24 protein-coding genes and 1 tRNA gene are annotated in these 23,242 nt (G+C 52.8%); 16 read left to right on the top strand and 9 right to left on the bottom strand.

Annotation, left to right across the window (positions count from 1 at the left end; genetic code table 11):
- Positions 1–17 precede the first annotated feature (17 nt).
- The 3 genes from ACMHXH_RS03365 to ACMHXH_RS03355 all read left to right on the top strand — a co-directional run bounded on the left by ACMHXH_RS03365 (position 18) and on the right by ACMHXH_RS03355 (position 1,010).
- A complete protein-coding gene (locus tag ACMHXH_RS03365) occupies positions 18–317 on the top strand; it encodes a hypothetical protein (RefSeq protein WP_335912775.1) in 300 nt (99 codons plus the stop codon).
- A 127-nt stretch (positions 318–444) separates the two neighbouring features.
- Positions 445–639 carry a PspC domain-containing protein gene (locus tag ACMHXH_RS03360; protein ID WP_025009353.1) on the top strand — a complete coding sequence of 65 codons (195 nt, stop codon included), beginning with the start codon at positions 445–447 and terminating at the stop codon, positions 637–639.
- A 41-nt stretch (positions 640–680) separates the two neighbouring features.
- Complete coding sequence (locus ACMHXH_RS03355; protein ID WP_335912777.1) at positions 681–1,010, top strand: hypothetical protein; 330 nt, start codon at positions 681–683, stop codon at positions 1,008–1,010.
- Between the two features lie 62 nt (positions 1,011–1,072).
- On the opposite strand, the gene ACMHXH_RS03350 is transcribed toward ACMHXH_RS03355, so the two are convergent.
- Positions 1,073–1,813 (bottom strand): enoyl-CoA hydratase, encoded by a 741-nt coding sequence (locus ACMHXH_RS03350; RefSeq protein ID WP_039034482.1) that lies wholly within the window; start codon positions 1,811–1,813, stop codon positions 1,073–1,075.
- Between the two features lie 52 nt (positions 1,814–1,865).
- Here ACMHXH_RS03350 and ACMHXH_RS03345 point away from each other — a divergent pair, with 52 nt between their 5' ends.
- From ACMHXH_RS03345 to ACMHXH_RS03335, 3 genes are read left to right on the top strand one after another with little or no spacing between them, the layout of a single operon-like run.
- Positions 1,866–2,333, top strand: a complete 468-nt coding sequence (locus ACMHXH_RS03345; RefSeq protein ID WP_335912779.1) for a copper chaperone PCu(A)C — start codon at positions 1,866–1,868, stop codon at positions 2,331–2,333.
- Positions 2,334–2,345: 12 nt separating this feature from the next.
- Positions 2,346–3,317 (top strand): DUF2333 family protein, encoded by a 972-nt coding sequence (locus tag ACMHXH_RS03340; RefSeq protein ID WP_039034484.1) that lies wholly within the window; start codon positions 2,346–2,348, stop codon positions 3,315–3,317.
- A 3-nt stretch (positions 3,318–3,320) separates the two neighbouring features.
- Positions 3,321–4,058 (top strand): TIGR04219 family outer membrane beta-barrel protein, encoded by a 738-nt coding sequence (locus ACMHXH_RS03335; protein WP_039034485.1) that lies wholly within the window; start codon positions 3,321–3,323, stop codon positions 4,056–4,058.
- Positions 4,059–4,128: 70 nt separating this feature from the next.
- Here the strand turns inward: ACMHXH_RS03335 and tolC are convergent, their stop codons facing one another.
- Positions 4,129–5,445, bottom strand: coding sequence for an outer membrane channel protein TolC (tolC, locus tag ACMHXH_RS03330; protein WP_039034486.1), 1,317 nt, complete (start codon positions 5,443–5,445; stop codon positions 4,129–4,131).
- A 236-nt stretch (positions 5,446–5,681) separates the two neighbouring features.
- Between tolC and nudF the strand changes: the two genes are divergently transcribed.
- The 7 genes from nudF to parC are packed head-to-tail and all read left to right on the top strand — an operon-like array spanning position 5,682 to position 13,619.
- The gene (nudF, locus tag ACMHXH_RS03325) at positions 5,682–6,308 is read left to right on the top strand and encodes an ADP-ribose diphosphatase (protein WP_335912781.1); all 627 of its coding nucleotides are present in this window, start codon (positions 5,682–5,684) and stop codon (positions 6,306–6,308) included.
- Entirely contained in the window at positions 6,289–6,723 is a 435-nt protein-coding gene (locus ACMHXH_RS03320) for a DUF1249 domain-containing protein (RefSeq protein WP_039034488.1), read from the top strand. Before nudF ends, ACMHXH_RS03320 begins: the two co-directional genes overlap by 20 nt.
- A 15-nt stretch (positions 6,724–6,738) precedes the next feature.
- The gene (gene cpdA / locus ACMHXH_RS03315; protein WP_335912783.1) at positions 6,739–7,578 is read left to right on the top strand and encodes a 3',5'-cyclic-AMP phosphodiesterase; all 840 of its coding nucleotides are present in this window, start codon (positions 6,739–6,741) and stop codon (positions 7,576–7,578) included.
- A 35-nt stretch (positions 7,579–7,613) separates the two neighbouring features.
- Positions 7,614–8,189 carry a YqiA/YcfP family alpha/beta fold hydrolase gene (locus ACMHXH_RS03310; RefSeq protein WP_039034490.1) on the top strand — a complete coding sequence of 192 codons (576 nt, stop codon included), beginning with the start codon at positions 7,614–7,616 and terminating at the stop codon, positions 8,187–8,189.
- A 53-nt stretch (positions 8,190–8,242) separates the two neighbouring features.
- Entirely contained in the window at positions 8,243–10,129 is a 1,887-nt protein-coding gene (gene parE / locus ACMHXH_RS03305; RefSeq protein WP_071476826.1) for a DNA topoisomerase IV subunit B, read from the top strand.
- A gap of 44 nt (positions 10,130–10,173) precedes the next feature.
- Positions 10,174–11,352 (top strand): PQQ-dependent sugar dehydrogenase, encoded by a 1,179-nt coding sequence (locus tag ACMHXH_RS03300; RefSeq protein ID WP_052248121.1) that lies wholly within the window; start codon positions 10,174–10,176, stop codon positions 11,350–11,352.
- Entirely contained in the window at positions 11,352–13,619 is a 2,268-nt protein-coding gene (gene parC / locus ACMHXH_RS03295; RefSeq protein ID WP_039034492.1) for a DNA topoisomerase IV subunit A, read from the top strand. Before ACMHXH_RS03300 ends, parC begins: the two co-directional genes overlap by 1 nt.
- Positions 13,620–13,695: 76 nt before the next feature.
- On the opposite strand, the gene ACMHXH_RS03290 is transcribed toward parC, so the two are convergent.
- Together ACMHXH_RS03290 and ACMHXH_RS03285 are read right to left on the bottom strand one after the other, a co-directional pair.
- The gene (locus tag ACMHXH_RS03290) at positions 13,696–13,887 is read right to left on the bottom strand and encodes a bacterioferritin-associated ferredoxin (RefSeq protein WP_025009364.1); all 192 of its coding nucleotides are present in this window, start codon (positions 13,885–13,887) and stop codon (positions 13,696–13,698) included.
- Positions 13,888–14,179: 292 nt separating this feature from the next.
- Positions 14,180–15,106 carry a D-2-hydroxyacid dehydrogenase gene (locus ACMHXH_RS03285; RefSeq protein ID WP_335912785.1) on the bottom strand — a complete coding sequence of 309 codons (927 nt, stop codon included), beginning with the start codon at positions 15,104–15,106 and terminating at the stop codon, positions 14,180–14,182.
- A gap of 47 nt (positions 15,107–15,153) precedes the next feature.
- On the opposite strand from ACMHXH_RS03285, the gene ACMHXH_RS03280 reads away from it, so the two are divergent.
- Entirely contained in the window at positions 15,154–15,486 is a 333-nt protein-coding gene (locus ACMHXH_RS03280) for a DUF3392 domain-containing protein (RefSeq protein ID WP_039034494.1), read from the top strand.
- Positions 15,487–15,518: 32 nt separating this feature from the next.
- Here ACMHXH_RS03280 and ACMHXH_RS03275 read toward each other — a convergent pair whose 3' ends face one another.
- From ACMHXH_RS03275 to rsgA, 5 genes are all read right to left on the bottom strand, one after another.
- Positions 15,519–16,238 (bottom strand): glycerophosphodiester phosphodiesterase, encoded by a 720-nt coding sequence (locus tag ACMHXH_RS03275; RefSeq protein ID WP_144361036.1) that lies wholly within the window; start codon positions 16,236–16,238, stop codon positions 15,519–15,521.
- A gap of 6 nt (positions 16,239–16,244) precedes the next feature.
- Positions 16,245–19,448: a mechanosensitive ion channel domain-containing protein gene (locus tag ACMHXH_RS03270; RefSeq protein ID WP_335912788.1), complete on the bottom strand. Its 3,204-nt coding sequence runs from the start codon at positions 19,446–19,448 to the stop codon at positions 16,245–16,247.
- Positions 19,449–19,523: 75 nt separating this feature from the next.
- The gene (locus ACMHXH_RS03265; protein WP_413737596.1) at positions 19,524–20,414 is read right to left on the bottom strand and encodes a DMT family transporter; all 891 of its coding nucleotides are present in this window, start codon (positions 20,412–20,414) and stop codon (positions 19,524–19,526) included.
- 2 nt (positions 20,415–20,416) lie between these two features.
- Entirely contained in the window at positions 20,417–21,280 is an 864-nt protein-coding gene (asd, locus tag ACMHXH_RS03260) for an archaetidylserine decarboxylase (RefSeq protein ID WP_335912790.1), read from the bottom strand.
- 31 nt (positions 21,281–21,311) lie between these two features.
- On the bottom strand, positions 21,312–22,376 hold the full coding sequence (rsgA, locus tag ACMHXH_RS03255; RefSeq protein ID WP_039034499.1) for a small ribosomal subunit biogenesis GTPase RsgA: 1,065 nt from the start codon (positions 22,374–22,376) through the stop codon (positions 21,312–21,314).
- A 112-nt stretch (positions 22,377–22,488) separates the two neighbouring features.
- Between rsgA and orn the strand changes: the two genes are divergently transcribed.
- Both orn and ACMHXH_RS03245 read left to right on the top strand, forming a co-directional pair.
- A complete protein-coding gene (gene orn / locus ACMHXH_RS03250) occupies positions 22,489–23,034 on the top strand; it encodes an oligoribonuclease (protein ID WP_100143110.1) in 546 nt (181 codons plus the stop codon).
- A gap of 115 nt (positions 23,035–23,149) precedes the next feature.
- A tRNA-Gly gene (locus ACMHXH_RS03245) sits at positions 23,150–23,225 on the top strand.
- Positions 23,226–23,242 lie beyond the last annotated feature (17 nt).

Here is a 23,242-nt window from a genome sequence, read left to right as displayed (position 1 = left end):
AGAAAGGGATGACAAGCATGAAAACTTCCAACCTGACTATTCAATCTCTGTTTCTTGGCGTTGTTATGGCTTCAGCCAGTGTTTCAGCCCAGGCCGATGTACTGCCTACCCAACCTATCTTCAGTGCTGTTGAACAGAACCTGAGTCAGCAGGCTCAGACCATGTTGCTCAGTGCCAAGCGCGAAATGCTGGCCTCTCTGCAACAGGAACTGGAGCGTAGCGTGGCCCAACTGAGCGACGAGATGACTCAAGAAACCCTGAGTCAGATCAACGAGTTACCCGTGGAGACCAGTGTTCTGACCCAAGCCAAGGATTGAGGTGCCTATGTGGATAAATAGCACTTTGGCACTACTGATGTTTCTGCCGTTGCTTGGTTACACCCTGATGGCGTTGTTAGCCTGCGGTGCCCGGCAGATACAGTTAACGAGATAATCGGAGTCAGTTATGTTTGATTTGGAACGCACACTCAAGGGAAATTCTTCCATCGTCTGTGGCCTATGCCGCGATATGGCCGAGCGTTTTGGCTGGTCGGTATTCTGGACCCGCATTGTTGCCGCAGTCATCACTCTGATGCACCCATTGCTCGGATTGACGGCTTACTTTGCCCTGGCACTGCTGTGGCCCAAGTGGGTGAAATGAGTATGTATAACAGGAGTCGAAACAAGCACAGAAGATATAGGTTGCTGTCTCAGTTACTGGTGTGGAGCATAGTCGGCGCGCTGATCCTTATGGTCTCTCTGCTCAGCCGCGAGTTTATGTCAGTGGGGATCTGGGGTAGCCCGTTTTTATGGCTGGATGCCGAAAATTGGAGCTGGGTGTTGACCCTGATAACCGCGATGCTGGCATTGGTGTGGGCCGCAATGACTTTCAGTGTGTTGGCGGTAGTGTGCGTACTTTGTGTTGCGGCGGCACTACTGATGTTTATCAACGGCTTTGCAATGATTTCGCCGGTGCTGGTTTTGGCATTGGCAGTATGGGGAATAGGCAAGTCCAGTCAATGGCAGGAGTAGTGTTGCTGCGACTGGCTTGATGTCAGCCCAGTCGCAGCAACATTGGATTCAGCTTCGATGATTTAGCCTTTGTTGAGAAACTGGCGGAAAACCGCTTTGGCTTCATCGCTCTGCAGACGTTGGCCGAAGAGTTCCAACTCCTGATGCATCTGGTGTTGTACCCGGCTCTTGTGTGGCCGCATAAGTTGTCTGGTGAGTTGCAGCGCCTGAGGTGGCTTGGAAGCCAGGGCTTTGGCCTTTTCCAGCGCATAAGGGAAGAGCTCTGCCGGACTCAACATGCGGTTGATGAGTTTGAGATCCAGCGCCGTTTCGGCATCGAAACTCTCGCCCAGCAACAGCAGTTCAGAGGCCTTTTGATAGCCGACCAATTCAGGCAGTAGCAGGCTGGAGCCGGCTTCAGGCACCAGTGCCAGGTCGATAAAGGGCAAGCGGAACTGGGCTGTATTATCGGCATAGACCAGGTCACAATGCAGCAATAGCGTGGTGCCGATTCCGACAGCGGCTCCACTGACAGCGGCGACCAAGGGCTTTTTCAGCTCCAGCAGGCAAAAGAGAAATCGCACTGCAGGGTGGTTGGGCCCCAGATCCGGTTGCTTGAGAAAATCAGCCACATCATTGCCTGAAGTAAAGCAGTTTTCACTGCCTGTCAGCAGAAAGGCGCGGATCTCATTGTCCGCTTCCCCCTGGATCAGGTATTCTGTAAGCTGCTTATACATATCGAGATCGAGGGCGTTACGTTTATCCGGGCGGTTAAAACGTATGATACGTACACCCTGCTCATCCTGAACCTGAATCGTGCTCATTCGTTGTTTCCTTTACTGACGAAATGGGTTTTACATGGAGTTTAAGACATAGATGGCGATATTCAAACAACTGTTTAAAGTTATCTTGCTAGCCGGCATCAGTGCCAGCGCCTTCGCCTCGAACATAATGCTCGAACAAGGATATATCCGGGCCATGCCCGCTTCTGTTCCCAATACGGCGGCGTATCTGACACTCAGCAACCATGGCGCGGCGACTGAGCTGGTTTCTGCCAGCACCCCTATGGCCCGTGAAACCATGCTGCATACCCTGATTGAAGAAGATGGCCTGGTTAAAATGCGCCATGTGGCGGCTTTCCCGCTGCCTGAGCATGGTCAGTTGACGCTGCAAAGCAGTGGCGATCACATTATGATCATGGGCCTCAAGGCGCCGTTGCAGTTGGGGCAAAAAGTGCCTATGACACTGAGTTTTGCCAATGGTGAAACCCTCAATATCGAACTCGAAGTAAAATCCCCCCATGATGCTCCTGCAGCGCAAGAGCATCATCATCACCATCATTAAGGAGAACCCGGGATGCAAATGACATGGAAAAAAGGTGTCGGTGCTGCGGCCATAGTGTTCGTTATCGCATACGGCATCAGTGTTTGGTGGAGTATTGAACCCGATGTATTGACCCCTGAGGTGATGACATCGGAAAAAGGCGAAAAGATAACAGGTTATGCCACCACCAGCGCGCTGATCAATACCATGGAGACCTTGCTGGATAAGCAAGGAGGTTGGTTGTCCAACGACATGATGCCGCCTTCTGTGATGATGGACAACATGCCGGCGTTTGAATTCGGCGCCCTTGAGCAGGTGCGGGATCTTGCCTTGATCATGCGTAAAGAATTCAGCCGCTCCCAGTCACAGTCCACAGCCGATAAAGATCTGCTGGAAGCACACTCCAAGCTGAATATCGAGCATACCAGTTGGCTGGTGCCCAGTGCCGAGAGCGAATATCGTGATGCCATCAAGCTATTGAAGGTTTACCGGGCGCGGATGATGGATCCCAATAACCCGGATGCTCAGTTTTATGCTCGCGCCGATAACCTCAATGAATGGTTGAAAGAGGTGCAGAAGCGTTTGGGCAGCATGTCACAGCGTCTGGCAGCCAGTGTGGGTCAGGAGAGGTTGAATACCGATCTTGCCGGCGACAGTGCCGCGCGTCAGTCGACCCCCAACCTGGCGAGCCAGCAGATTAAGACCAGCTGGTGGCAAATAGACGATGTTTTCTATGAATCCAGAGGCTCTGCCTGGGCCTTGCTGAATTTCATGAAGGCGGTAGAGGTCGATTTTGCCGACGTACTGAAGAAAAAGAATGCCGAAGTGAGTCTCAAACAGATCATCCGTGAACTGGAAGCGACTCAGCAAACAGTCTGGAGCCCAATGGTCCTCAACGGTTCCGGATTCGGTTTGGTGGCCAACCATTCCTTGGTGATGGCCAACTATGTGTCCCGCGCCAATGCCGCGGTGATTGATTTAACCAACTTGCTTTCACAGGGTTAATTTATGAAAAAGACTTTATTGGCGACAGCCTTGCTGGCTTCTTTGATGGCGACCTCCGCCCAGGCAGCAACAGTCGTAGGCTTTAAGGTAGGCGCCGATTACTGGAAAGGAGATGCCAGCGGTACTTTCGCCGAGAAAGGCCAGCCGCAGCAGGAGTTCAACTATGACTCTTCCGCCCAGTACAGCCTTTGGTTCAGCGTTGAGCACCCTGTGCCACTGCTGCCCAACCTGAAGATCCGCGAAAACCGCCTGAAAGAAGATGGCGCGATGAGCAATGCTAACTTCAGTTTCAACGGCCACACCTTCAGCGGTGATGTGTACGCTACGGCCGACCTGAGCAACACAGACTTTATCCTCTACTATGAGTTATTGGACAATGACCTGGTTGCTCTGGATGTGGGTGGTGCCTATAAGTTGATGGATGGTTCTTTCCGGGTGGCTGACAAGGGGCATCCGGAAGAGCGTGATATCGACAGCGGTGTGGTCATGGGTTATGCCAATGCCGAGGTGGGCCTGCCTTTCTTTGGCCTGTACGCTTTTGCCGATGTGTTGGCCGGTATCAATGAGTCCAGTGTTTATGACTATCAAGTAGGCCTGGGCTGGGAGTTTGATGGTGTAGCGCTGGATACTCGGGTGCGTGCCGGCTATCGCGACTTTAAATTTGACGTAAACGGCTTCAATGGCATGAGCAGTAATATGCAGTTTGACGGCTTCTTTGCCGGTGTGGAACTGGTGTTCTAATTCCGTTATCCGTTGATAAATGACAATAAAAAACCGCCAGCTGGCGGTTTTTTATTGGCTGAGCTCCAGCTTATTGCTGTGCGGGAGTTGTCAGGCCGTTGTTGATTGAGATGACATCATCTTCATTCAGGGTGCCTGTGGCCTGCTTCAGTGCCAATATCGACTTGATATAGCCGTAACGGGCGTTGGACAGCTGGCGTTTGGAATCATACAGATCCCGGGTACGGTTCAGCACGTCAACTATGGTACGGGTACCTACTTCAAAACCGGCTTGAGTGGCTTTCAATGCACTTTCGGAAGAGAGCACTGACTGCTCATAGGCCTTGATGGAGCTGATAGAAGCACCAACATTGTTGAAGTTGTTGCGAACATTTTTGACTACCTGGCGGTAGGTCTGCTCCAATCTCTGACTGGCTTCAACATAGGCATATTGCGCTTGTTTCACCTGAGAGCTGACCTTGAAACCTTCAAAGATAGGTACACTGAGGTTAACGCCTACGGTACCGTTATCGAAATCAGGTTGGTTCTGACTGCCGATTTCCTGCTCCAGGCCCTTGGTATAACCGGCATTCAGGCTCAGAGACGGCATATGGCCGGCCTTATAGAGGCTGATGGTTTCCTGAGCGATATCTTTACCGATACGCTGGGTCAGCAGGTCGACACTGTTGGTCTCGGCCATTTTAAGCCAATCGTTTGGCATGGCTGGAGTTGGGCTGGCCGCAGAGAAACGGTCTGTATCCAGAATGTCGATGCTCTTGTGATCTATGCCGGTGATTTCACGCAGGGCTTCATAGCTGTTGATCAACTCGTTCTCGGCCAGGATTTCGGCTGCGGTCGCCAGGTCATACTGAGCCTGTGCTTCATGGACATCGGTAATGGCTGTCAGACCAACAGCAAAGCGCTGTTTGGTTTGCTCCAATTGCCGCTCAATGGCACGCTTCTCGGCGCCTTTGAACTCGTAATTGTCCTTGGCGGCCAACACGTCAAAGTAAGCGGTTGTTACCCGGGTGATCAGCGTTTGCAGGGCTGAGGCATAGACGGCGTCGGCCTGTGATGCGGCTTTCTCCGCCAGGCTTAAACCGACCCAGGCAGAATGATTATAGATGACCTGGTTAAGCTTGATTGCACCTGTCAGGCCACTGGTGTCATCAGAGGGATCGTTCCAGGCTTTGTCATAACCGACATTGGCACTGATAGTCGGCAGCAGAGGTGCACGACTTTCTTCAATTTTTTCATACAACTGGTCTCTTTTGGCCTTGGCCTGGAGCACCACTGGATCATTGGTTAATGCCTGCTGATATATCTGAAGTAAATCGTCGGCTTGAACGGCCGGGGCAGAAACTGCGAGCGTTAACGCCGCGCATAAAGTGCGGATCTTGAATTTCATTGGCTGTCCTTATAGACAAACACCCTGTGACGGGCGGTTTCAACTTCGTTAGACTGTTAATGCCTTTGATAAAGGCGGTTTGCGCTTCCCGACGCTTCCCGATACAGCAAAACTTAATGGTTTTGATACTAAAAAATCAACCGTTTTCAAGTCAATTCGGAAGTGTAACAGATTTTATTGGTAAATGGTGCCGGGTGGTTTGAAATTGCACCTTTTATAGCTAAAGCGGAGTGAAAATGGCAGTAGAAAAATTCACCAAAGAGGATGTTCAGGTGCTGGGGCAGCGCACGTTATACCGGGGATTTTTCCGGATGGAGGAATACCGTTTCCGTCATCGGCTGTTTGCCGGGGGCTGGAGCGATGAAGTGACTCGCGAGGTATTTGAGCGCGGTCACGCTGTAGTGGTTTTGCCCTATGATCCGCGAGAAGACAAAGTGGTGCTGATAGAACAGGTGCGGTTTCCTGCGCTGGAAACCAGAGAATCTCCTTGGTTGCTGGAGTTGGTGGCGGGTATGATTGCCCCCGGCGAAGTGGCCGAGGAGGTCGCCAAACGGGAACTTTTGGAAGAAACCGGACTCAACTCCAGTGCAATTTCGGCCGTAAGCAGTTATCTTTCCAGCCCCGGAGGTTGTAGTGAGCGTTTCTACTTCTATTGGGCTGAGGTGGACTCATCCAACGCAAACGGGCTGCACGGCTTGGCCGAAGAGCATGAAGATATTCGGTTGCATGTGCTTTCCCGCACTGATGCTTATGCCAAGGTGCTCAGTGGCGAAATCGACAATGCTTCGACTGTACTCGGGCTGCAATGGTTGCAGCTCAATTATCAAAATTTACTGCAGGCCAATGAACAAGAGAGACAGTGACAAGAAATACCAGCCGGATGTCAGCCGCTTTTTAGCCTTGTGTGGTCGCAACTACGGCCATATTCAGCGCTGGTTACCGGATGAGGGGGAAGTGGGCGAAAGCTGGCAGGTAGAAGGGGATTTCGGTTGTCTGGATGTCGAGCTGCTGGAAAATACCCGCTATACCCAGCTGGTGAGTATTTCCCGTCATGTGGGGAAGGGCGGATTAGTGCCTGTCCCCAAAGTTACCGTGCGGATTTATCATGATGCTAAATTAGCAGAAGTGTTAAGCAGCCGACAGATTTACCAATTGCGGCCAGTGTATGATTATCCGAACTTACGCATGTATCACCGCGATGAAAAGTACCAGGTAAACGCCTTCCTGGAGGAGTTATTGAAAATAGACTGTCAGGCGCGCCTCGTTTGTCAGTCCTGAGATTGGGTAATCAAAGTGCTGAAAGAGGCAATCACATACGGTATTCCTGAGGACAAGAGCGTTCGTTTGGTGCAGATCACAGATCCTCACCTGTTTGCCGAACCTGAAGGACAGCTTCTTGGCGTCAATACCGCCAACAGTCTCAACGCCGTTATCAATACTATCCAGGCCGTCAAGTATCCCGCCGACATGCTGCTGGCCAGTGGTGACATCAGTCAGGATTATTCCGGTGAGTCATACCGTAACTTTGTTGAAGCGATCAAGCCGTTAAACCTTCCCTGCCACTATATTCCAGGTAATCACGACGACCCCAGGATCATGTATTTGCATATGCAGGGCGAGCGTGTCTATGGTCACAGGCGGGTGTTGGCCGGGAATTGGCAGATTATCCTGCTGGACTCTACAGTGCGGGGAAAACCCGGTGGTCATATGGCCGAAAGCGAAATTGAGATCATCCGTAGTGCCATCGCCGCCGAACCTGACAGGCATGTGCTGTTGGTGATGCACCATAACCCTGTGTTGGTGGACTGCACCTGGTTGGATCAACATTGCATGGACAACGGTGCCCAGTTCCTCAAAGAAATGGGGCGTTACCCTCAGATAAAGGGCATGCTCTGGGGTCATGTTCATCAGCAACTGGATACTGAATATCAGGGGGAAAGTCACAAGCTTTCCTTGATGGCGACACCATCGACCTGTATTCAATTCAAACCCTTGTCGTCCTATTTTGCGCTGGATGCACTACAGCCAGGCTACCGTTTACTGGAGCTCAAGCCAGATGGTAGCATGCTCACCAATGTTTATCGGATCCCGGGCGAACGCTTCGCACCGGATGCTGAGGCCAGCGGCTACTGAGTTTGTTTTGGAGCAGTGGCCCCTTGTGAGGAACTATGCTGCTCTATATTCACGGTTTCAACAGTTCTCCCTTGTCTGACAAGGCTGTGCTTACCCGTACCTATATTGAACAACACTTTCCCGGTGTGCGACTGGAACAGCCACAACTACCCACTTCGCCCAAGGTGGCGATGGAACTACTGATTCAGTTGACCGAAGCCGCCAAGGCCAGCGGCGAGCCACTGGCGTTTATCGGATCATCCCTCGGCGGTTATTTTGCCTCTTGGTTGGCAGAGCGTTATGGCGGCAAGGCGGTACTGATTAACCCGGCGGTGCGCCCCTTTGAGCTCTTTGGTGATTATTTGGGGGCACAGTACAACCCCTATACCGATGAACACTATCAATTATTGCCGGAGCATCAGCTACAGCTGATTGAATTTGATACGCCGGTCATTCTCAATCCGGATCGTTTTTTTGTATTATTACAGACTGCCGATGAGGTACTGGATTATCGCCAGGCCCTGGGCAAATATCACTGCTGTGAGATGCTGCTGGAAAGCGGTGGAAACCATAGTTTTGTGGGTTACGGCGACAAGCTGGGCTCAGTCTGCCGTTTTTTACACTTATCTTGACAATCAGATCCTCGCGGCCCACCATGGCCTGAACATAAAAGACAGTGTGCGCTATGACCAATCAATACACCTCCGATGCCATTGAAGTACTGAACGGACTGGATCCGGTAAAACGCCGTCCCGGCATGTATACCGATACCACTCGACCCAACCATATGGGTCAGGAAGTCATAGATAACAGTGTCGATGAGGCCTTGGCCGGGTTTGCAACTCGAATCGATGTGGTGTTGCACACAGACAACTCCCTTGAAGTCACAGACGATGGCCGTGGTATGCCGGTGGATATTCACCCTGAGGAGGGGATCCCCGGGGTCGAGCTGATCCTGACCAAATTGCACGCCGGTGGTAAGTTTTCCAACAAAAACTATCAATTTTCCGGTGGTTTGCACGGGGTGGGGATCTCTGTGGTCAACGCTCTTTCTCGAAGAGTCGAGATCACTGTGCGCCGCGATGCCAAAGTCTATGAAATGGCCTTCGAGCATGGCGATAAGGTCGAGAGCCTCAGGGAAACCGGTACCTGCGGGCGCCGCAATACCGGCACCCGGGTGCAATTCTGGCCTGAGCCCAGCTATTTTGATTCGCCCAACTTTTCGGTCACCAAGCTGACTTACCTGTTGCGGGCCAAGGCGGTGCTCTGCCCCGGGCTCAGAATTCGTTTCACCAACAAACAAAACGCTGAGGTCCATGAGTGGTTTTATGAAGAGGGTCTGACCGACTATCTGAAAGACTCCCTTAAAGAGGCACCGGCTCTGCCACAGGAGCCTTTTGTTGGTAGTATCAAAACCAATTTGGAAGCCGCCGATTGGGCCATTACCTGGCTGCCCGAGGGCGGAGACAGTATCAGCGAAAGCTATGTTAACCTGATCCCAACGCCGCTTGGTGGTACCCATGTGAACGGTTTCCGTCAGGGACTGCTCGAGTCGATGCGTGAATTCTGTGAGTTTCGCAACCTGATCCCAAGAGGAATTAAGCTTAGCCCGGAAGATATCTGGGACAAGGCCAGTTTTATTCTGTCGGTGAAGATGCAAGATCCGCAATTTGCCGGTCAGACCAAGGAGAAACTCTCCAGCCGCCAGTGCTCTGCATTTGTGTCGGGTGTGGTGCGTGATGCCTTCAGCCTCTGGCTCAACAGCAACACAGATCAGGCCGAACTGCTGGCCGAAATGTGCATCAATAACGCCCAGAAGCGTCTCAGGGCGGCGAAGAAAGTTGCCCGCAAGAAGGTCACTTCCGGCCCTGCTCTTCCCGGTAAACTGACCGACTGTACCGGCCAGGACCCGGCGCGTTCCGAGTTGTTTTTGGTGGAAGGGGACTCGGCCGGTGGCAGTGCCAAACAGGCCAGAGACAGAGAATTTCAGGCGATCATGCCGCTGCGGGGTAAGATCCTCAACACCTGGGAAGTGGAAGCGAGCCAGGTGCTGGCCTCTCAGGAAGTGCACGATATCTCAGTGGCCATAGGCTGCGATCCCGACAGCGACGATATTTCCGAACTCAGATACGGCAAGATCTGTATTCTCGCCGATGCCGACTCAGACGGTTTGCACATAGCGACCTTGCTGTGCGCGCTGTTTCTGAAGCACTATCGCACCTTGGTTGAAAAGGGGCATGTGTATATCGCCATGCCGCCACTGTTCCGTATCGATATAGGTAAAGAAGTGTTTTACGCTTTGGATGAGCCTGAAAAGCAAGGCATTCTTGACCGGATTGCCGCAGACAACAAGAAAGGTAAAGTGCAGGTCACCCGCTTTAAAGGTCTGGGTGAGATGAACCCACTGCAACTGAGGGAAACGACCATGGATCCCAACACCCGTAGATTGGTGCAGCTGACGATAGACGATGTCGACGAGACGGTGGCATTGATGGACATGTTGCTGGCCAAAAAGCGTTCGGGTGATCGCAAGTCGTGGCTGGAAACCAAGGGAGACCTTGCTCAGCTGTAATCGCCCTTGATGTGCCAATAACTATAAAATTTAAAGGCAAGGATATGATGAACCTGAATAACAGAATCGGTATCGCGGCCGGTGGAGGCTTGCTCCTGTTGGGAGCTGTGTTGCTGAGCGCAGCGGCCCATGCATCTCAGTCGATGATCATTACCGTGACTAAAGGCTTTGGTGTTTCTCTTTATGCTACAGATGTTGGTGATGCCAAACAGATGGCAGTAGGAGATGAAGGCACTCTGTTTGTCGGTTCTCACAAGAGCGGTACGATTCACGCTTTGGTCGACAGTAACCATGATGGCCGGGTCGATAAACGTTATCTGATAGCCAAGGGCTTGGATTACCCGGAAGCCTTGGCTTTTCACAAGGGTGACCTTTATGTTGCCCTGGAAGATAGAGTGGTGGTGTACCAGGATATTGAACCTAGGCTCAGACGTCCTCCGCGCGCTCGGGAAGTCTATGATCAACTGCCGGGCAACGGCAGAAAGAGTGCCAGAGCCATGCGCTTTGGTCCGGATGGCAGGCTCTATATTGCTATCAGCGCCCCTTGTAATGTGTGTGAGCCCAGCGCCCCTTTTGGCAGCATCATTGCCGTGAATGTAGACTCGGGCGGGAGTCAGCAGATAGCACTCGGAATACGTAATGTCATAGGTTTTGACTGGTCGCCACTGGATAACCGCCTTTGGTTTGCCGATATGAGCCGTGATTGGATGGGGGATAATCTGCCTCCTGATGAAATCAACCGGGTTGACGTTGCCGGGGCGCATTATGGTTTCCCTTATGTACATGGCAAAGATGTCCAGGAACCTGCCTATGAAGAACCCAAGAGCCTGAATATCACCAAGCCAGTCTATGAACTGCCGGCCCATGTATCCCCTATGGGGATGCTGTTTTATCGCGGAAACCAGTTTCCCGCTGAATACCATAACCGGATTTTATTGGCAGAGAACGGCTCCTGGAACCGTTCCAGCAAGGTGGGCTATCAGATAGTGGTGCTGGAAACCGATGGCCGCCAGGTGAGCAATCGCCGCACCCTGGTGAGTTTTCTCGATGGTGAGTTTCCGGTGGCCAGACCCCATTCACTGGCGATGGCCCCGGATGGCGCCGTCTATATTTCGGATGATCTGAAGGGAAACATCTACCGCCTGTACTACAAAGACACTGGTGCAGAAGATGCTGAATCTGAGTCGGACTATGCGCCGGCACCTGAACAGGAAAATAAATAATGAGTGATGCGATAGCCTTGAGCCTGGATGGCGTGGAGCAGATGCCGCTCAGGCGCTTCACCGAAGAGGCGTATCTCAACTATTCCATGTATGTGATCATGGATCGGGCCTTGCCGCATATCGGCGATGGCCTTAAGCCGGTGCAACGGCGAATTGTCTACGCCATGAGCGAGCTGGGATTATCGGCGGCGGCCAAATACAAGAAGTCGGCCCGTACCGTGGGTGACGTGCTGGGTAAGTATCACCCGCACGGCGACAGCGCCTGTTATGAAGCTATGGTACTGATGGCGCAGCCCTTTACCTATCGCTATCCCTTGGTGGATGGTCAGGGTAACTGGGGGGCACCGGACGATCCCAAGTCGTTTGCGGCCATGCGTTATACCGAAGCCAGGTTATCCAAGTTTTCCGAGGTGCTGCTCAGCGAACTTGGTCAAGGTACAGTGGACTGGGGCGTCAACTTTGACGGCACCCTGAAAGAGCCCTTGGTACTGCCGGCCAGACTGCCGCATATTTTGCTCAACGGTATTACCGGTATCGCTGTGGGTATGGCGACGGATATCCCACCCCATAACGCCCGCGAGCTGGCCAGCGCCTGTATCGAGCTGCTGGATAATCCTAAGGCTGATCTGCCGCGGCTGATGGAATTGGTGCCCGGGCCCGATTATCCGACAGCGGCCGAAATCATTACCCCGAGCGCCGAAATTGCCAAGGTCTATGAGTCGGGCCGCGGATCAATCAAGGCCCGTGCGGTTTACACAGTGGAAAACGGTGAAGTGGTAATAACGGCTTTGCCGCACCAGGCCAGCTCCAGCAAGATCCTCGAGCAGTTGGCGGCGCAGATGCAGGCCAAGAAGTTGCCCATGGTGACAGACTTGCGCGATGAATCGGACCATGAAAGTCCGGTGCGCTTGGTAATAGTGCCGAGATCCAACCGGGTCGATATCGAACAGATGATGGCGCACCTGTTTGCCACCACAGATCTGGAAAAGAGCTATAGGGTCAACCTCAATGTGCTCGGTCTCGATGGTCGGCCCCAGGTCAAGGGCCTCAAGCAACTCTTGAGTGAGTGGCTGGAGTTTCGAATTCATACAGTGCGCCGCCGTCTGGAATTCCGTCTGGATAAAGTACTGGCCAGGTTGCATATTCTTGAAGCCTTGATGATTGCCTTCCTCAATATCGATGAAGTGATAGAGATCATCCGCTTTCACGATGAACCCAAGGCCGAACTGATGCGCCGCTTTGGGCTGACAGATAAGCAAGCCGAAGCGATTCTGGAGCTCAAGCTGCGCCATTTGGCCAAGCTGGAAGAGATGAAGATCCGTGGTGAGCAGGATGAGCTCGAAGCCGAGCGGGAAAAGCTGCAACTGCTGCTCAGTTCGGAACGCCGCTTGAAGACCTTGATCAAGAAAGAGTTGCAGGCAGATGCGGAAACCTATGGTGATGACCGCCGCTCGCCACTGGTGGTGAGAAGCGAATCCAGAGCCTTGTCGGAGCAGGAGTTGGTGCCAACCGAGCCCGTGACTGTGGTGCTATCTGAAAAGGGTTGGGTACGCTGTGCCAAGGGGCATGATATCGACGCTGCCGGGTTGTCCTACAAGGCAGGTGACAGTTTCCTCTGCGCCGCGGCCGGACGCAGCAACCAGCAATCTGTGTTTATTGACAGCGCCGGGCGTGCCTTCGCCACGGATACCCATACTCTGCCTTCGGCCCGCAGCCAAGGGGAACCTATTACCACCAGATTCAATCTGGCCCCGGGGGAGAGCATGGAGCACGTATTGCTCGGGGATGATGATAACTGCTTCCTGCTGGCGAGTGATGCCGGTTACGGCTTTATCTGCGCCTTTAAGGACATGGTGTCGCGCAACAAGGCGGGTAAGGCTTTGCTGACGCTGCCGACCAATGCCAAGGCTTTGACGCCACGTAAACTGGACAAGTCCAGACCCAGTTCGATTCTGGCCATCACCAATGAAGGGCGGATGCTGATGTTCTCCATGGAGGCACTACCGCAGTTGGCCAAGGGCAAGGGCAATAAGATCATCGGCATCCCATCGGAGCGGGCGAAAAACCGTGAAGAGTTGGTGACTCACCTTTACCTGGTGCCGGAAGGCGCCAATGTCACCCTTTGGGCCGGCAAGCGTAAGCTGACACTAAAGAGCAGCGATCTGGAGCATTATCGTGGTGAGCGTGGCCGTCGCGGTGCCAAGCTGCCTAGAGGGTTGCAAAGAGTCGACAGTGTTGAAGTCAGTGTGGAGGAACCGGCGCTGTAGCCCGACCCAAAAGTAGCCCGGCCCAAAAACCACAAAAGCCGCATCATGATGCGGCTTTTGTTTTTTACCTGATATATCAGGCGACTTCGTAATAATTGGGCTCAAGATCCAGCTGATTTTGGATGATTTGCGTCGCCATCCGTACACACTTACCGCATTGATCACCCACCCCGAGGCGTTTTTTCACCTCGCTGAGGCTAACATCTCCCTGGCTGACTGCCTGCTTTATCTGGGTATCCGTAATTGCATGACACAGACAAACGTACATTTATCGGGCTCCGGTTACTGCTGGTAAGTGGACGTTATTTTTCAATACGCAATTCTAAATGAAAACCGTTATCAATACTAATAACGCTTGGATATATTTTAGGGTAGATCACCCTTTAGTTGGTTATTAGGGAAGGTGCGAACAAGTCTCATGTGTGCTCTGCGTCGGCTGGCGGGCTTGGATGCAAGGCGTGGTTCGCAGCAAATGGCCCTAGTCCTTTGCAAGAACTTCCTTAGGTCTTTAGTCAGCAAATAGCACCGCGCCCGGAGGAATGGGCGCGCTAGAGGAAGGATTAGTAACCTCTGTCGAAGTACACCAGGTTCTCCAGTGATTCAGCATTGAGATAGTGGTGATAGTTGCGGGCGAAGATATCGACCACCTGAGACGGGAAGCTGGGCGCTGAAATATGAGGAGTGATTACCGCATTGGGGCGATCCCAGATGGGATGCAGCGGTGACAGCGGCTCCTGGGCAAACACATCCAGCACGGCTTTAAGCCGGTTTCTGCGGCCGAGTTCGACCACCAGGGCATCGAGATCTAGGGCGTCGCCGCGGCCTATGTTGAACAGTATCGCGCTGTCTTTGAGTAGTGCCAGTCTTTCTTTGCTCAGCAAACCTCGGCTTTCCTGAGTGCTCGGCAGAGTGTTGACAACCACATCGGCCTGGGGCAAAAGCTCATTGAGCTGGGCCGGGCTGATGATGCAATCAAAGCCCGCGACGGCCCTTTGGCTGCGGTTCATGCCCCAGACCTGCATTTTGAAGTGTTTGGCGCTGGCGGCCAGGTGCTCGCCGATGGAACCCGTGCCCAGGATCAGCATCTTCATCCCCTGCAAGGTGGCCAGAGGACCTGGGTGCCAGTATTTCTCCTGCTGCTGGTGATGATACAGCGCATGTTGGCGAACTTCGGCGAGCAGATAACCGAACACATATTCACTCATCAAGGGGCCGAAGATCCCCTTCACATTGGTCAGCAGGTAGTCTTTTCTGGTTTTAGCGCCAAGCAGTTTATCGACACCGGCGAAGGTTGATTGCAACCAGCTGAGATTCTTGCCGTGACTCAGCAGCGGTTGGGCCAGAGCCGGCTCGGCCAGCCAGATATCGGCACTGGCGATATTGGCCGGGTCATCGCCAAGGATAGTGAGGCCAGGAAGTGATTTTTCTGACAACAACTGTCGATATTCAGCATTTTCCCGGGTGAGTAACAGCAGCTTGTATGCCATAGTATCAGTCCTTGTTGTTTTCGTTATTTTTATGGATTTATATTTTAATGGATTCAGTTACGCAACTACTGACCCAGCTGGGCAGTCAGCTCTATCCCTGGCTTAATGAGATAGCTACCGCCATGGTTGCCTGCGTCATTTTGGTGTTCGGTGCCGACTTCAACCGTTTTCTGCGCCGTAAGCTCGGGGCACGCAATTTTGTACTGCGCACGCTGATCTTTATTCTGGTCAACGCCTTTGGTTACGGCATGCTGATAGTGGCTCTTAGCCCCTGGCTCGCCAGGCAGCTGGCGCACCTACCGGCGCTGTGGACTTTACTCTTGGTCAGTGGCACTTTTATTTTTGTCGGCGGCTGGGCCCAGCGCAACAACCAGAGTTGAACAATCTAACCAGAGATCATTCAAACGACTGCTCACTCAAACCAGTGGCGGTAGTCGGTTTGTGACTCATGAGTCAATGCGGCGGCGGCTCTGTCTGGATAGTTGGCAAAAATTCCATCTACCCCCAGCGCCGCTAGTGCCCTGATATCATCGGCATCATCTACGGTATAGACATACACTTTGGCGCCGCGCTGATGAGCATCGGCAACCAGTTCACGGCTGATAAAGCTGATATCCAGATGCAGTGACCAGGCTTTGAGCTCACTGACCACGGCGGCTTGGTTGAGCGCTATCCCCTCGAGCAGTGGCGCTACCGGTATCTCGGGCAACTGCTGTTTTACCTGTTTGAGCCAGAGATGATTGAATGAAGACACCAGTAGTTGCTCTGGCTGGTAGCCGAGTTGCAGTAGCTGCGGGTATTGCTGGATAAAAGGCTCGACGCAACCTATTCCCTTGAGCTCTATGTTGACCGTCATGCGCCCCTCGATAAGCTCAAGTACCTGGCGCAGGGTAGGGATAGGCTCTCCCTCGACCCTCAGCTGTCTTAGATAGCTGCTGCTTTGCTGCGCGAGTAGCCCTTTGCCGTCGCTCTTGGGACTTAAACGGCGGTCATGAAACACCCAGAGCTCACCATCGGCGTGGTGCACGTCCAGTTCAACTGCATCACAACCAAGCTCTAGTGCCAGCGCCATCGCCTTAAGGGTGTTTTCCGGCGCATAACCACTGGCGCCACGGTGTGCGAAAATCAACATCTGCGATTAACCTCTGATAATACCGCTGGTGTCTTTGTTGTGCGTGTTGCTGATATGCACTTCGAGCTGAGGGTAGGCCAGCTCCAACTGATTCTCCTTGAGCTTCTTGCTGATCCGCTTATGCAGATCGTGGCGCAGCGGCCAGCGGGAAGACATATCTTTGGCATAAGCCCTGACTTCATAGTCTTGAGTGTGCTTGCCGAAACCGGCGAACCAGACTTCCGGTTCTGGGGTCTCCAGTGCGTTCTCACACTCTTTCACCGCCTGGTAGAGCGCGGCCTCCACTCTAGCGGGATCTGAATCCCTGGCGACCGAAACATAGATGATCACCCGGGTAATGGGATCCGACAGCGACCAGTTAATTAGCTGCTCTGTGATAAAGGCCTTGTTGGGGATGATAATTTCTTTTCTGTCCCAATCTATGATGGTGGTCGCGCGGATTTTGATCTTGGATACCGTACCTGTAAGGTCGCGAATAGTGACGGTATCGCCGATCCGCACCGGCTTTTCAAACAGTATGATAAGGCCCGAGATAAAGTTGGCGAAGATCTCCTGCAGACCAAAACCAAGACCCAGAGTCAGCGCTGCAATTAACCATTGCAGCTTGGACCACTCCATCCCCAGGGTGGCAAAGCCGATGACAATACCGATAAAGACCACCAGGTAACGGGTCACAGTGGTGATGGCAAAGCCGGTTCCTGGAGTGAGATCCAGTTTTTGCAGTATAGTCAGCTCCAACAGGCCGGGCAGGTTGGTGGCTATCATCATGGAAAAGCCGACCACGATAGCGCCAAATACCAGTGATTTCATGGTGATGGGCAGCGGTTGCTCGACTCCGCCTACCCCGGTAGTCGTTGTAGTCCAAAGAGTAATGCCATCGAGGAAGCTGAATAGGGCGGTATGAGTTTGGGTCCACAGGCCGACCAGGCAGGCGAGAAACGCCAGCAGCAGCAGGGATCTCACCAACCCCAGTGATTGGCTGGACATGGTTTCCAAATCGACAACCGGCTCTTCATAGGTGTCCTGATGATCGTTGTTGCTTGATGAGGTATCACCTTTTTCCCGCTGCGCCAGACGCTCGGCCCGGCGGGCCTTGGCGCGATCGAAGGCGATGCGGCGCCTTTCAATCAACATCCAGCGTTTCAGCAACTGGTACAGCAACAGAAAGCCGAGTCCCAGCAGTAAAGAAAGCTGCAGCTGCAGCAGCATCTGGAAGGCGGTGAAGTAGTAGCCTCTGAATGCCAACACGGCGCTCAGTGGCGGCACCAGCAACAACAGTAGCCACAATAGCTTTTGCAGCAGACGCTTATTCTTGTCGTCCAGATGGCTTTCACGATAGCGACGGGACAGAGTCAGTACGTCCCGATAGAGCATAAACAGCATGATACAGAACAGAATAAAGGCGCCGCGGCCTATGCTGTTGCGCACCAGAGATGAGTCGAGAATTTCGGTAAAGCCCATGACGCCCACCAAGGGCATGGTCATGATAATAAAGCGGCGAAAACGCTGCTGGCCCTGGCGGATCACCTCTTGTGGCCGTTTGAAATGGCCTATAAGCAGGCCTTTGTCCAGTGCCAGCAGATAGATGAAGCGATAGAGCTGGTACAGGCTGCCTATAGCCAGCACGCCCATACCTATGGCTTGAATGGGGTTACTGTCGGACTGCAGCATAATCAAGCCGGCCGCCACTATGGGAAAGGGTTTGAACAAGCTGTAACCGGCGCTGATTAGCAGCGCTTGGATGGTGTAGATGAACTTATCCTGGGTCACCTTGCCGACCGGCGCCTCACATTCGCGCATCATGGTCTTGAATCTGGGGGTGAGAATATCCTGTGCTACCAGACACAACACCGCCAGGATGATCCACCAGGACCAGTATGGACTCAGTTCGGTCAGCCCCTGCTTTATTTCCGGCAGGTCGGTTTGTTGCCAGAGCCAGAGACTGGAGCGCTGCAGATCCGTCAGCCACAGCTTGCTGATGCTGTAGGCGTTGGGCACCCAGAACAGGTGTTCATTGAGGGTGGACTTGAGTCTCTGATAACTGTCGGTGAGCAGCTCATACTTGCTTTTGAGCTTGGCCAGTTCACTGAGGTAGGTGTCATAGCCTTTCAATAACTGATTCAGCAAGGCCTGTTGCGATTCAAGCAATCGCAACTGAGATTCATTGCTATAGGCCTGGGTCGTTAGCAGTTGCTCATTGGCGGCAAATTGCTGCTCAATCTGATAGCGATTGAGTCTGGCATCGGCTATCTGGGTTTGCAGGTGTTCTTGGTTCGGGGGCTTTGGCAGTGACTGCAGGATCTGCAAAAAGCGCTCACCGAAAACCGGGTTCATCTTGACCCAGCTGATCTGCTCTTTGATGTTGTCCAGTTGCTTGCTGTGGGACTGATCCTGCTTCTCCGCCTGCTCCTGCAGGGCTATGGTCTGCGCCGTCTGCTCAGTCAATTGCTGTAACTGCTGACCATACTTTTGGTTGGCCAGACTCAGCTCTGTGGTCAGACTATCGTGAGTACCGGCCTCAGAATTGAGGGTTTCGGCCAGTGTGGCGTTGACCTGCTGCTGCCTGGCATCGGTAATGGCGCGGTTAAGCTGTTCGATAAGCAGCTCTTGTTGCTGCAACTGCTTGCGTACCAGTTGCAGTTGTAACTGATGCAGTTCGCGCTTTTGTTGGCTAACCGCCAGTTCGCTTTCCAGAGTGGTGAGCTGTTGCTCCAGCAATAACAACTGTGCCTGTTGCAGCTCTTTGGCGGCATTGTCACCGGCCACCGCCTGAGTCTTTTGCTGTTGCAGCAGGGCCTGTCTGATTTTAACTATTTCGGCAGGTAATTCGCTGTGGCGCTTGAGCATGGCGCTGTTGGCCTGACTGAGGCTGGTTTCACTCTCTTTCAGTTCGGAAAGGCGCAGATAGGCCATGGAGGCCTGCTGATCCAGATCCTGATGGCGTTCGGGCTTAAGTGGTGCAGCGGCTTCTTGCAGCAGATCATAAAGATGCTGGCGCCGATTCTCGAAATTAAGTTGCAGTTCTTGATAGCTGCGGTTGGTGTCGGCAAGTTGTTGAATGCTTTTTTCCAACTGCGCCAGTTGTTGCTCCTGCGACAGGGTTTCAGTGTTTTGTTGGTTAAGACCCAGACGTTTATCCAACCCCAGTGGCGAGTTGGCCTGGGCAGAGGCGATAAAAAGACAAAACAGCAGAATGCAGGCTCGAACCATAGTTAAATTCAAAGAGTTAAATACAAAGAGTGAATCGACAGCTCATATTAGCTAAGTTAAGCGGGTTTTGATATGTCAGCCAAGGTTCTTTTTCGGGGCTTGTGATTTGTGACTCTGTGATGTTTCAAACAAGGCGGTTGCTACCACAAGAGTACCGCCGATAGCGGTTGTCAGCGTCAGCGACTCATCCAGCAGTAACCAGGCGAGCATAGCGCCATAGAAGGGTTGCAAGCAGGAGACTAAACCGACAGTTTTGGCGCTCAAGTATCTGAGTGCGGAAGTAAACAAGGCATGGGGCGCCGCAGTAAAGACGACTCCCAAAAGCAGCAGCAATCCCCAGGTTTGGTTGTTGATGTCACCGGCATTAAGACTGTGCCAAGGGGCCAACACCAGCACTGCCACCGCGGTTTGATAAAACATTGCTTGCTGGCCGCTGTAGGCGGTGAAGTAGCGTTTGTGCAATAGGTTGCGGGCGGTGAACAAGATGGCGGAAACAATGCCGACCAGGATCCCAAGGGTAACGTCGTTGCCCAATGACGGCTCGGGGATCAGCAGAATCACCCCCAGCAGTACTGCCAAACCGCTGATAAGATCTCTAAGGTGTAAGCGACTGCCGGTAAACCAGGGTTCGACCAGCACTGTCATCACGGGATAGGTGAAAAAGGCTATCATGCCGATGGCGACAGAGGAGAGTTGCATCGCCGCAAAGTAGGTCACCCAATGGAGGCTGACAATCACCCCAAGCAACAGGGCAACAAGGTAATCTTTGCCGCGCAGTAAGCGCAGGCGTTGACGGCTAAGTTTAACCAGCAGCGCCAGAACTATGGCGGCGATAATGCAGCGCAGCAGAGTGATATCGAGGGCGCTTAAGGGGATAAGCCGGGAGAACAGGGCGGTGCCTCCGAACAGGAGTACCGCCAGATGAAGTTCTGTCAGGCCTGTACGTGCTTGCCCCTTGGCAGACAAGTTCAGTCCTCTATTTTGGCAAAAGGTGTACCCATACGGGTTACGGCACCTGGCTCAACACCATCGGCAAATTCATCCAGGGCGTCCTTGGCAAACAGCATGACCACGGTACTGCCCAATTTGAAGCGGCCCATCTCGGCACCTTTCTCCAATGTGATGGCATCCGGCCCCGTGGTGGGGTATTCCCAGGTAAACACGCGCTTGCCTGTCGGCGGCGTGACAGTACCAGCCCAAACGGTTTCTATGCTGGCCACTATGGTTGCGCCGACCAATACCATTGCCAGGGGGCCAATCTCGGTTTCGAATATGGCGACCACTCGCTCGTTACGGGCAAACAGTCCGGGTACATTGCGGGCGGTCAACGGGTTGACTGAGAAGAGTTCGCCGGGCACATAAGTCATTTTTGACAGCGTGCCTTTGATGGGCATATGGATTCTGTGATAGTCCTTGGGAGCCAGGTAGATGGTGGCAAAGTCACCGTCTTCGAACCGTTCGGCGTCTTTGGCCTGATTCCCCAGCAGGGTCAGAGCCGAATAGTGGTGGCCTTTGGCCTGAAAAATACGGCCGTCTTTAATGGGACCACACTGACTCACGGCGCCATCGACCGGGTGCACTATGTATTCTGAGTCCTGATACAGAGGGCGTGCGCCGTCTTTCAGGGCGCGGGTGAAAAAAGCGTTGAAGCTCTTGTAAGCTTCAGGCTCGCTTTGGGCCGCTTCTGACATATCTATCTTGTACTGTTTGATAAACCAGCGAATAGCCCAGGTGGTCAGCTTGCCGGCTTCGGCCGCTGCCAGTTTCCCTACCAGGCGGGACAACAGGTGTTTGGGCAGCATGTACTGCAGTGCAATCTTCACTTTATCCAATTTTTGCTTCCTTCAAATGGGCTTTGCCAGCTTAAATGTCGTCCATGCCGGCGCGGAAGTGGCGGGCGTGACGCTGTTCATCCAGACTGGAGATAATTCTGTGATAATTGTTGAATCTGTCTTCGGCAATTTTGCCTTCCTCTACCGCTTTACGCAATGCACAGCCGGGATCGTCCAGATGTTTGCAGTCGCGGAATTTACAGCCGCCGAGAAAATCCCGGAACTCCACGAAGCACCAGCCGACACGGTCGGCAGGTAAGTGCCAGAGGGCAAATTCGCGAACCCCGGGTGAGTCAATCAGATCGCCACCGCTGGGCAGGTGAAGTAGTTTCGCCGTGGTGGTGGTGTGTTGACCCAGGCCTGAATTTTCCGATATTTCCCCGGTTTGCAACTGCGCCTGCGGTAGCAGGGCATTGATAAGAGATGATTTACCTACCCCGGATTGCCCGGCGAATACACTGGTTTTGCCTTGCAACAGGGTTTTCAGTTGTTCTATCCCTTCAGCGGTTTTACTGCTGACTTTATAGACGGGGTAGCCGATAGCACGGTAGCGGGCCAGGGCGGTTTCCACTTCAACAGCCTGAGTCTCATCCAGCAAGTCGACCTTGTTGAGAATGATCACCGGCGGGATCTCTGTGTCTTCTGCCGCCACCAGGTAGCGGTCAATAATCTGGGTGGTAAAGCTGGGCAGCACAGATGAAACTATGAAAATTTGATCTATATTGGCGGCAATAACTTTAACGCCATCATAGAGATCAGGCCGGGTCAGTGACGAGCTGCGTGGGTGGACGGCTTCAACCACTCCTGCGACGGTAGTTTGTGGGTCGGTCGCCAGACGTACCACCACTTTATCGCCGGTAACCAGGCTGCCTATGGTGCGGCGAAGATTACAACGAACCAGTTGGCCATCATGGGTTTCAATATCGGCATGCTGGCCGAAACGGGAAATAACCGTGGCCTCCAGTTCGGGGCCGAGTGAGCTATCTTGTATTTCAGGGGCAGTCTCAGTAGCGTTTTTCCCACGTTGCAGACGCTTCTGGTGATTGGCTTTCATACGGCGCAGTTGGCCATGGCTCAATGGTTTCTTTTTACTCACAGGCAGCTCTTCGCGGTATAAGGTGATTTTGTGTCTTGGCAAAAAGCAGTATGATACACGGTCTTAAATAAAAAAGCCTGAATTTAGGCGAACTGGAACGGTGGGCTGAGCTATGGTTGCGGATGAAAATAACCTGATTTGGATCGATCTCGAGATGTCCGGGCTGGAGCCTGAAACCGATAGAGTATTGGAAATAGCAACCTTGGTTACAGACAAGGAGCTGAACATTATCGGTGAAGGGCCAGTGATAGCCATTCATCAGAGCGATGAAGTGTTGGCTGCCATGGATGATTGGAATCAACAGCATCACGGCGCTTCCGGGCTAATTGAGCGGGTGAAGGCCTCCAAACACACAGAGGCTGACGCCATAGCCGAGACCATAGCTTTTTTGAGCCAGTACGTGCCTAAAGGTGTGTCTCCCATGTGTGGCAATAGTGTCGGCCAGGACAGACGCTTTCTGAACAAGTATATGCGTGAGCTGGAAGAGTACTTCCATTACCGCAATATCGATGTCAGTACGGTGAAGGAACTGACTAAGCGTTGGCAGCCAGAAATCATGAAGGATTTCAAAAAGCAAAATACTCATCAGGCATTGATGGATATTCAGGAGTCGATCGCCGAACTGAAGTTCTACCGTGAGCGAGTATTTAAAATTTGAGCGATCGGACGATAAATCTGTTTCAGGGGGTTGCAGCAGATGGAAATTTCCATATAATGCGGCCTCACCTTTCCGCTGGTGGTAACCAGTGTGAACGGTTAAAGTAAGTGGAAATGCGACATTAGCTCAGTTGGTAGAGCGGTACCTTGCCAAGGTACAGGTCATCGGTTCGAACCCGATATGTCGCTCCAAATTCCAGACGCCCACT

The sequence above is a fragment of the Shewanella sp. BJSY2023SW001 genome (genome assembly GCF_047314685.1).
Lineage (GTDB): Bacteria > Pseudomonadota > Gammaproteobacteria > Enterobacterales > Shewanellaceae > Shewanella > Shewanella indica.
The sequence above is the reverse complement of the archived record's forward strand: the minus strand, read 5'-3'. Positions and strand labels throughout refer to the sequence as shown.